This is a genomic window from Bordetella hinzii LMG 13501, assembly GCF_001548475.1.
GTDB lineage: Bacteria > Pseudomonadota > Gammaproteobacteria > Burkholderiales > Burkholderiaceae_B > Bordetella > Bordetella hinzii.
Window position 1 is genome coordinate 1 of record NZ_LRUJ01000074.1, and the last position, 6860, is coordinate 6860.

General features: G+C 66.7%; 7 protein-coding genes and 2 pseudogenes. 2 read left to right on the forward strand and 7 right to left on the reverse strand.

What is annotated here, in order from left to right; translation table 11 throughout:
- The 7 genes and pseudogenes from AXA74_RS24750 to rpe form a co-directional block, all read right to left on the reverse strand.
- Positions 1 to 176: pseudogene (locus AXA74_RS24750) on the reverse strand (alcohol dehydrogenase catalytic domain-containing protein); the annotation flags it as partial.
- Between the two features lie 169 nt (positions 177 to 345).
- Positions 346 to 1134, reverse strand: a complete 789-nt coding sequence (gene trpC, locus AXA74_RS23500) for an indole-3-glycerol phosphate synthase TrpC (protein ID WP_029577620.1) — start codon at positions 1132 to 1134, stop codon at positions 346 to 348.
- A complete protein-coding gene (trpD, locus tag AXA74_RS23505; RefSeq protein WP_029577619.1) occupies positions 1131 to 2162 on the reverse strand; it encodes an anthranilate phosphoribosyltransferase in 1032 nt (343 codons plus the stop codon). The genes trpC and trpD overlap by 4 nt, the downstream gene beginning before the upstream one ends.
- A gap of 16 nt (positions 2163 to 2178) precedes the next feature.
- Positions 2179 to 2742 (reverse strand): aminodeoxychorismate/anthranilate synthase component II, encoded by a 564-nt coding sequence (locus tag AXA74_RS23510; protein ID WP_029577618.1) that lies wholly within the window; start codon positions 2740 to 2742, stop codon positions 2179 to 2181.
- 68 nt (positions 2743 to 2810) lie between these two features.
- The gene (locus AXA74_RS23515; RefSeq protein ID WP_029577617.1) at positions 2811 to 4331 is read right to left on the reverse strand and encodes an anthranilate synthase component I family protein; all 1521 of its coding nucleotides are present in this window, start codon (positions 4329 to 4331) and stop codon (positions 2811 to 2813) included.
- A gap of 232 nt (positions 4332 to 4563) precedes the next feature.
- The gene (locus AXA74_RS23520; RefSeq protein WP_029577616.1) at positions 4564 to 5259 is read right to left on the reverse strand and encodes a phosphoglycolate phosphatase; all 696 of its coding nucleotides are present in this window, start codon (positions 5257 to 5259) and stop codon (positions 4564 to 4566) included.
- A gap of 15 nt (positions 5260 to 5274) precedes the next feature.
- Entirely contained in the window at positions 5275 to 6000 is a 726-nt protein-coding gene (gene rpe, locus AXA74_RS23525; RefSeq protein ID WP_032957970.1) for a ribulose-phosphate 3-epimerase, read from the reverse strand.
- Positions 6001 to 6105: 105 nt separating this feature from the next.
- Here rpe and apaG point away from each other — a divergent pair, with 105 nt between their 5' ends.
- A complete protein-coding gene (gene apaG / locus AXA74_RS23530; protein WP_029577614.1) occupies positions 6106 to 6480 on the forward strand; it encodes a Co2+/Mg2+ efflux protein ApaG in 375 nt (124 codons plus the stop codon).
- Positions 6481 to 6494: 14 nt separating this feature from the next.
- A pseudogene (locus AXA74_RS23535) lies at positions 6495 to 6860 on the forward strand (murein transglycosylase A); the annotation flags it as partial.

Consider the following 6860-nt stretch of genomic DNA (forward strand, 5'->3'; position numbering starts at 1 on the left):
GGGTTGGGTTTGACCGGCCAATCGCCCTCGGCGGCGTGCAGGTCGGTGTGGCAGACGCCCGAGGCCTGGATGGCGACCTGGATCTGGCCGGGACCGGGCATGGGGATGGGAGCGTCCTCGATCACGAGGGGTTTGCCGAACTCGCGGACCACCGCGGCCTTCATGGTTTTTGCCATTGCCGTTCTCCTGTGTGCGCCCGCGCAAGGAAAAGGGGGAGGACCAGCTCCCGGACACGCGGGATACCTTGTGACTGTATCGCACCAGGGGCGCCGGCGCCTTGCGTATCGTCAAAGGCCCGGCGCCTGGCGGCAATCGGCCGCCAGGCGCCGGACAGGCAAGGCCGGATCAGCCGACCAGGCGGGCCAGTTCGGCGCCGGGTTCTTCGGCGCGCATGAAGGCTTCGCCGACGAGAAAGGCATGCACGCCGTTCTTGCGCATGAGCTGGACATCCTCCGGCGTGAGGATGCCGCTTTCGGTGACCACGCGCTTGCCGGCCGGGATGCGCGGCAGCAGGTTCAGCGTGTTTTCCAGCTTGGTCTCGAAGGTGCGCAGGTTGCGGTTGTTGATGCCCAGCAGCGGGGTCTTCATTGACAGCGCCACATCCAGTTCCCGTTCGCCATGGACTTCGACCAGGACGTCCATGCCCAGGTCCAGCGCCAGGGCTTCGTAGTCGCGCAGCTGGGAGGGCGTGAGCGCGGCCACGATGAGCAGCACGCAGTCCGCGCCCATCGCCCGCGCCGAGATGATCTGGTAGGGATCGATGATGAAGTCCTTGCGCAGCACCGGCAGCGGGCAGGCCGCGCGCGCGCGGCGCAGGTTGTCGTGCGAACCCTGGAAGAAATGCACATCGGTCAGCACCGACAGGCAGGCCGCGCCATGCACGGCATAGGAGGCCGCGATCTCGGCGGGATCGAAGTTCTCGCGCAGCACGCCCTTGGAGGGCGAGGCTTTCTTGATCTCGGCGATCACGCCGGCCTTGCCCTGCGCGATCTTGTCCTCGATGGCCTGGGCAAAGCCGCGCACGTCCTGGCGGGCCTGCGCTTCGCGCAGCAGCTCGGCCTCGCTGCGCAACTGGCGAGCGGTCGCGACTTCCTCGACCTTGACGGCGAGGATCTTCGCAAGAATGTCGTTCATTTTGAAAATTTCCGGGTGTATGCGCAGAATTCTTCCAACTTGGCGCGCGCCGCGCCGTTGGCGATCGTTTCAAAAGCCAGCGCCAACGCCGACTCGATGCTCTCGGCCTTGTTGCCGGCGTAGATGGCCAGGCCGGCGTTCAATGCGACGATATCACGGGCCGTCCCTTCCACATTATCCAATGCTTCGATGACAAGTTCACGCGATTGTTCGCGATTGGACACCTTGATACTGCGATTGGACATCATGGATAGCCCGTAGTCTTCCGGATGGATCTCGTATTCGCGTACGACGCCATCCTTGAGCTCGCCGACCAGGGTGGCCGCGCCCAGCGAAGCCTCGTCCATGCCGTCTTTGCCGTGCACCACCAGCACATGGCGCGAACCCAGGCGCTCCAGCACCCGCACCTGGATGCCCACCAGGTCGGGGTGGAACACGCCCATCAGCTGGTTGGCCGCGCCGGCCGGGTTGGTCAGCGGCCCCAGGATATTGAAGATGGTGCGCACGGCAAGCTCCTTGCGCACGGCGGCGACGTTCTTCATGGCGCCATGATGCGCCGGCGCGAACATGAAGCCGATGCCGGTGGCCTGGATGCATTCGGCGACCTCCTCGGGCGCCAGCTGCAGGTTCGCCCCCAGGGCCTCCAGCACGTCGGCGCTGCCCGAGGACGAGGAGGCGCTGCGGTTGCCATGCTTGGCGATGGGCACGCCGGCCGCCGCGGCCACGAACATGGCCGTGGTGGAGATATTGAACGTGTGGCTGCCGTCGCCGCCCGTGCCGCACATATCCAGCAGGTCCTGCGGATTGGGCGTGACGACCGGCGTGGCGAATTCGCGCATGACCTGGGCCGCGGCCGTGATCTCGCCCACGGTTTCCTTCTTGACGCGCAGGCCCATCAACAGCGCGCTGGCAATCTGCGGCGACATCTCGCCGCGCATCAGCATGCGCATCAGATGCAGCATCTCGTCGTGGAAGATCTCGCGGTGCTCGATGCAGCGGGTCAAGGCCTCGGCGGGAGAAATCGTCATGGTGGGTCCCCTTGTTCTAGATATTCAGGAAGTTGCGCAGCATGTCATGACCATGCTCGCTGAGCACGGATTCAGGATGGAACTGTACGCCGTACAGCGGCAGGGTTTTATGACGCACCCCCATGATGTCGCCGTCGGGCGCGGTGGCGGTCACCTCCAGCACGTCCGGCAGCGTGTCCGGGGCGATGGTCAGCGAGTTGTAGCGGATGACCGTATAGGGCGAAGGCAGGCCCTGGAAGATATCGGTGCCGGCATGGCTGACCTGCACGGTCTTGCCATGCATGATGGTCTGGGCGCGGACAATGTCGCCGCCATAGGCCGCGCCGATGGCCTGGTGGCCGAGGCAGACGCCCAGGATGGGCAGCTTGCCGGCGAATTCGCGGATCAGCGGCACCGAGATGCCGGCCTCGGCCGGCGAGCAGGGGCCGGGCGAGACGCAGATGCGGTCCGGCGCCATCGCGGCGATCTCTTCGAGGGTGATCTGGTCATTGCGCGCCACGCGCACGTCTTCGCCGAGTTCGCCGAAGTACTGCACCAGGTTGTAGGTAAAGGAATCGTAGTTGTCGATCATCAGCAGCATGGCTGGGCAACCTCAGGAGAATGAAGGGCGGAACACCCGGTATACATACGGGCTCTGGGATCGTCGGTTCAGATGGGATCGTCCAGGCCGTGCTGCACCTGTTCGGCCGCGCGCAGCACGGCGCGCGCCTTGGCCTCGGTCTCGGCCCATTCCAGCTCGGGCACGGAATCGGCCACGACACCGGCGGCGGCCTGCACGAACAGCGTGCCGTTCTTGATGACGCCGGTACGGATGGCGATGGCCACGTCCATCTCGCCGCCATAGCTCAGGTAGCCGGCCGCGCCGCCATAGATGCCGCGGCGCACGGGCTCCAGTTCGTCGATGATCTCCATGGCGCGCACCTTGGGCGCGCCGGTCAGCGTGCCGGCCGGGAATGCCGCGCGCAGCACGTCCATGCTGCTCATGCCGGGATTGAGGTTGCCGGTCACGTTGGAAACCAGGTGCATCACGTGCGAGTAGCGCTCGATGGCCATGGTGTCGCTCACCTTGACCGAGCCGACCTCGGCCACGCGGCCCACATCGTTGCGCGCCAGGTCGATCAGCATGACGTGCTCGGCGATTTCCTTGGGATCGGCGCGCAGCTCGGCGGCCAGGGCCAGGTCTTCCTCGGGCGTGGCGCCGCGCTTGCGGGTGCCGGCCAGCGGGCGGATGGTGATCTGCGACTTGGGCTGGCCGTCTTCCTTGACCTGCTCCTGGCGCACCAGGATTTCCGGCGAAGCGCCCACGACCTGGAAGTCGCCGAAATTCCAGAAATACATATAGGGCGAGGGGTTCAGCGAGCGCAGCGAGCGGTACAGCGACAGCGGCGCGTCGCGGAAGGGCTTGGCGATCACCTGGCCGACCTGCACCTGCATCAGGTCGCCCGCGGCGATGTACTCCTTGGCGCGCCGCACGGCGGCCAGGTAGTCCTCCTTGGCGAAGTCGCGGCGCTCCTCGGTCTGCATGCTGGCGTGGCTGTACGGGATGTCCACCGGCTTGCGCAGTCGGGCGCGCAGCTCCAGCAGGCGTTCCTGGGCGCGGTTGTAGGCTTCCGGCTGGCCCGGGTCGGCATAGACCATGAGATAGGTGCGGCCGGCCAGGTTGTCGACGATGACCAGCTCATCGACGTGCAGCAGCATGATGTCCGGCGTGCCGCCGTCCATGCCGTCCGGGAAGGGCTTGACCGCCGGTCCCAGGCGCGGCTCGATATGGCGCACGGTGTCATAGCCGAAGTAGCCGGCCAGGCCGCCGCAGAAGCGCGGCATGCCCGGGCGCAGCGCCACCTTGAAGCGCGCCTGGTATTGCTCGATGAAGGCCAGCGGGTCGCCCTCATGCGTTTCGACGATCTCGCCGTCGCGCAGCACCTCGGTCTGCCGGCCGCTGGCGCGGATGACGGTGTGCGCCGGCAGGCCGATGAAGGAGTAGCGCCCGAAACGCTCGCCGCCGACCACGGACTCCATCAGGCAGCTCATGCGGCCGTTCTGCGGCCCGGCGTGGGCCAGCTTCAGGTAGATGGCCAGCGGCGTGTCGAGGTCGGCATAGGTTTCGGCGACCAGCGGGATGCGGTTATAGCCTTGGGCGGCGAGGGCTTTGAATTCAAGTTCGGTCATGTCGGGTCTCGTAGGGGGTGGGGACCAGGCACGCAACAAAAAAGCCCGGTCCTTGGCGGTTCCGGGCTTGGCTTTGGGCACTATCGCGGCGCGCGCGTCTAGGGCCGGGGAGAGATCATCGCCACCCGGAAGACAAACGCCACCAACGCCACGAGGCGTTGCGCATTTGGGTCAGGGAGCGAGTGTTCATCGGCTATGGCGAGGGCTGAAAAATGGTGCCGGGGCAGTGGCGTCAGAGCGGCCGGCCGCGTTCGGCGTGGCGCGCGATCCAGGCTGCTGCCTCGACGAGCGAGTCAACTATACCATCGACATCGAGCGAACGCACGTCCATGCCCTCGTTGTAACCATAAGGCACGGCCAGCACCGCCGTGCCGGCGCTGCGCCCGGCCTGGGCATCGTTGACCGAATCGCCGATGGTCACCGATTCGCGCGGCGTCACGCCCAGCTGTCCGCAGGCATGCAGCACCTGGTCGGGATCGGGCTTGCGCCGCGCGCAGGTGTCGCCGCAGACCACCACGTCGAAAAAGCCCGCCAGGCCAGTGCGCTGCAGCAGCGGCAGGGTGAACTCGGTCGGCTTGTTGGTCACCACGGCCAGCTTCAGGTCCATCTCGCGCATGAGCTTGAGCCCTTCGATCACGCCGTCGAAGACGCGGGCGCGGTCGCCGTTGACCAGGTGATAGTGGCGATGGAAGGACTCGCGTCCCTTGGCAAATAGGGCGTCCTCCACCTCGCCGCCGTCGCGGCTGGCCGCCAGCGTGCGGCGCACCAGGTTATCCACCCCCTTGCCCACGAAGGTGGCGAGCACATCGTCGCGCAGCGGCGGCATGTCCAGTTCGACGCGCATGGCGTTGGCCGCCATGGCGAGATCGGGGATCGAGTCGAGCAGGGTGCCGTCCAGGTCCAGCAAGGCGGCGCGATAGCGATTCATAGGGCTTCTCTCGGCTCAGGCGGCCAGGGTTTCGCCGCGCGCGATCTCATCGCGCAGGGCCTTGATGACGGCGGTGTAGTCGGGCTTGCCGAAAATGGCCGAGCCCGCGACAAAGGTGTCGGCGCCGGCGCGGCGGATCTCGGCGATGTTATCGGTTTTCACGCCGCCGTCGACTTCCAGCAGGATGGGCTGGCCGCCCGCCTGGGTCCAGGCGTCGATGCGGGCGCGCGCCTCGCGCAGCTTGGCCAGGGTGGACGGGATGAAGGCCTGGCCGCCGAAACCGGGGTTGACCGACATCAGCAGCACGACATCCAGCTTGTCCATCACGTAATCCATATACGAAAGCGGCGTGGCCGGATTGAAGACCAGGCCGGCTTTACAGCCGCTGTCGCGGATCAGGCCCAGGGTGCGGTCCACATGGCGGCTGGCCTCGGGATGGAAGGTGATGATGTCGGCGCCGGCCTTGGCGAACAGCGGAACGATGTCGTCGACCGGCTCGACCATGAGATGGACGTCGATGGGGACCTGCACATGGGGACGGATGGCGGCGCACACCATGGGCCCGATGGTCAGGTTGGGCACGTAGTGGTTGTCCATCACGTCGAAGTGAATCCAGTCGGCGCCGGCGGCGACGACGTTGCGGACTTCCTCGCCCAGGCGGGCGAAGTCGGCGGATAGAATGCTGGGAGCGATGCGGGTGGTGGCCGGGGCGGACATGGTGTTCGGGGTATCCAAGGGCATAATGTGCAATTATTGCAGTTTGGCGCCCAGGCTTGCGTTACCGGTTGGTGTAGACGCCCTGGTCCGCCCGTATCGTATTGTCGAGTGCCAAACCGGGAAAGGCCTGTGAAACCCTACGATCTGACCGTATCCGTGACTCCGCGTTTCGTGCCGGAGCAGTCCGATCCCAGTCAACAGCAGTACGTTTTCGCCTACACGGTGCGCATCACCAATACCGGCGCGCATCCGGCCCAGGTCATCAGCCGCCACTGGATCATCAGCGACGGCAATCAGCGCGTGCAGGAAGTCCGCGGCCTGGGCGTGGTCGGGCAGCAGCCGTTGCTGGCGCCGGGCGAAACCTTCGAATACACCAGCGGCTGTCCGCTGCCGACCCCGGTCGGCACGATGCGGGGCACCTATCACTGCGTCGGCGAGAACGGCATCCCGTTCGAGGTGCCGATCGCCGAGTTCGTGCTCGCCATGCCCCGCACCCTGCACTGACCTCACCCGTCTTCATGAAACGTCTACTTTGCCTGTCCCTGCTGTCGGCGCTGCTGGCAGCCTGTTCCACCACAACGGAAATCCCGCCCGAAAGCGGCGGGCCCGGCGGCGCGCCGGTGGCCGAGGGGCCGCTGGTCGTGCCCCCGCTGTCGGCCCTGCCCGATACGCCGGCGCGCAGCCTGGCCGGCCGCTACCAGCGCGCCGCCTGGAACGAACTGCCCGGTTGGGAAAGCGATGACCTGTCGCGCCTGTGGCCGCTGGTGCTGCGCAACTGCAAGGGCCTGATGCGCCCGACCTCGGGCAACCTGGCGGCGCCGGCGCGCGCCACGCCGCGCGCCTGGCAGCCCGTCTGCGCCGCGGCCGCTGACCCGGCGCGCGCG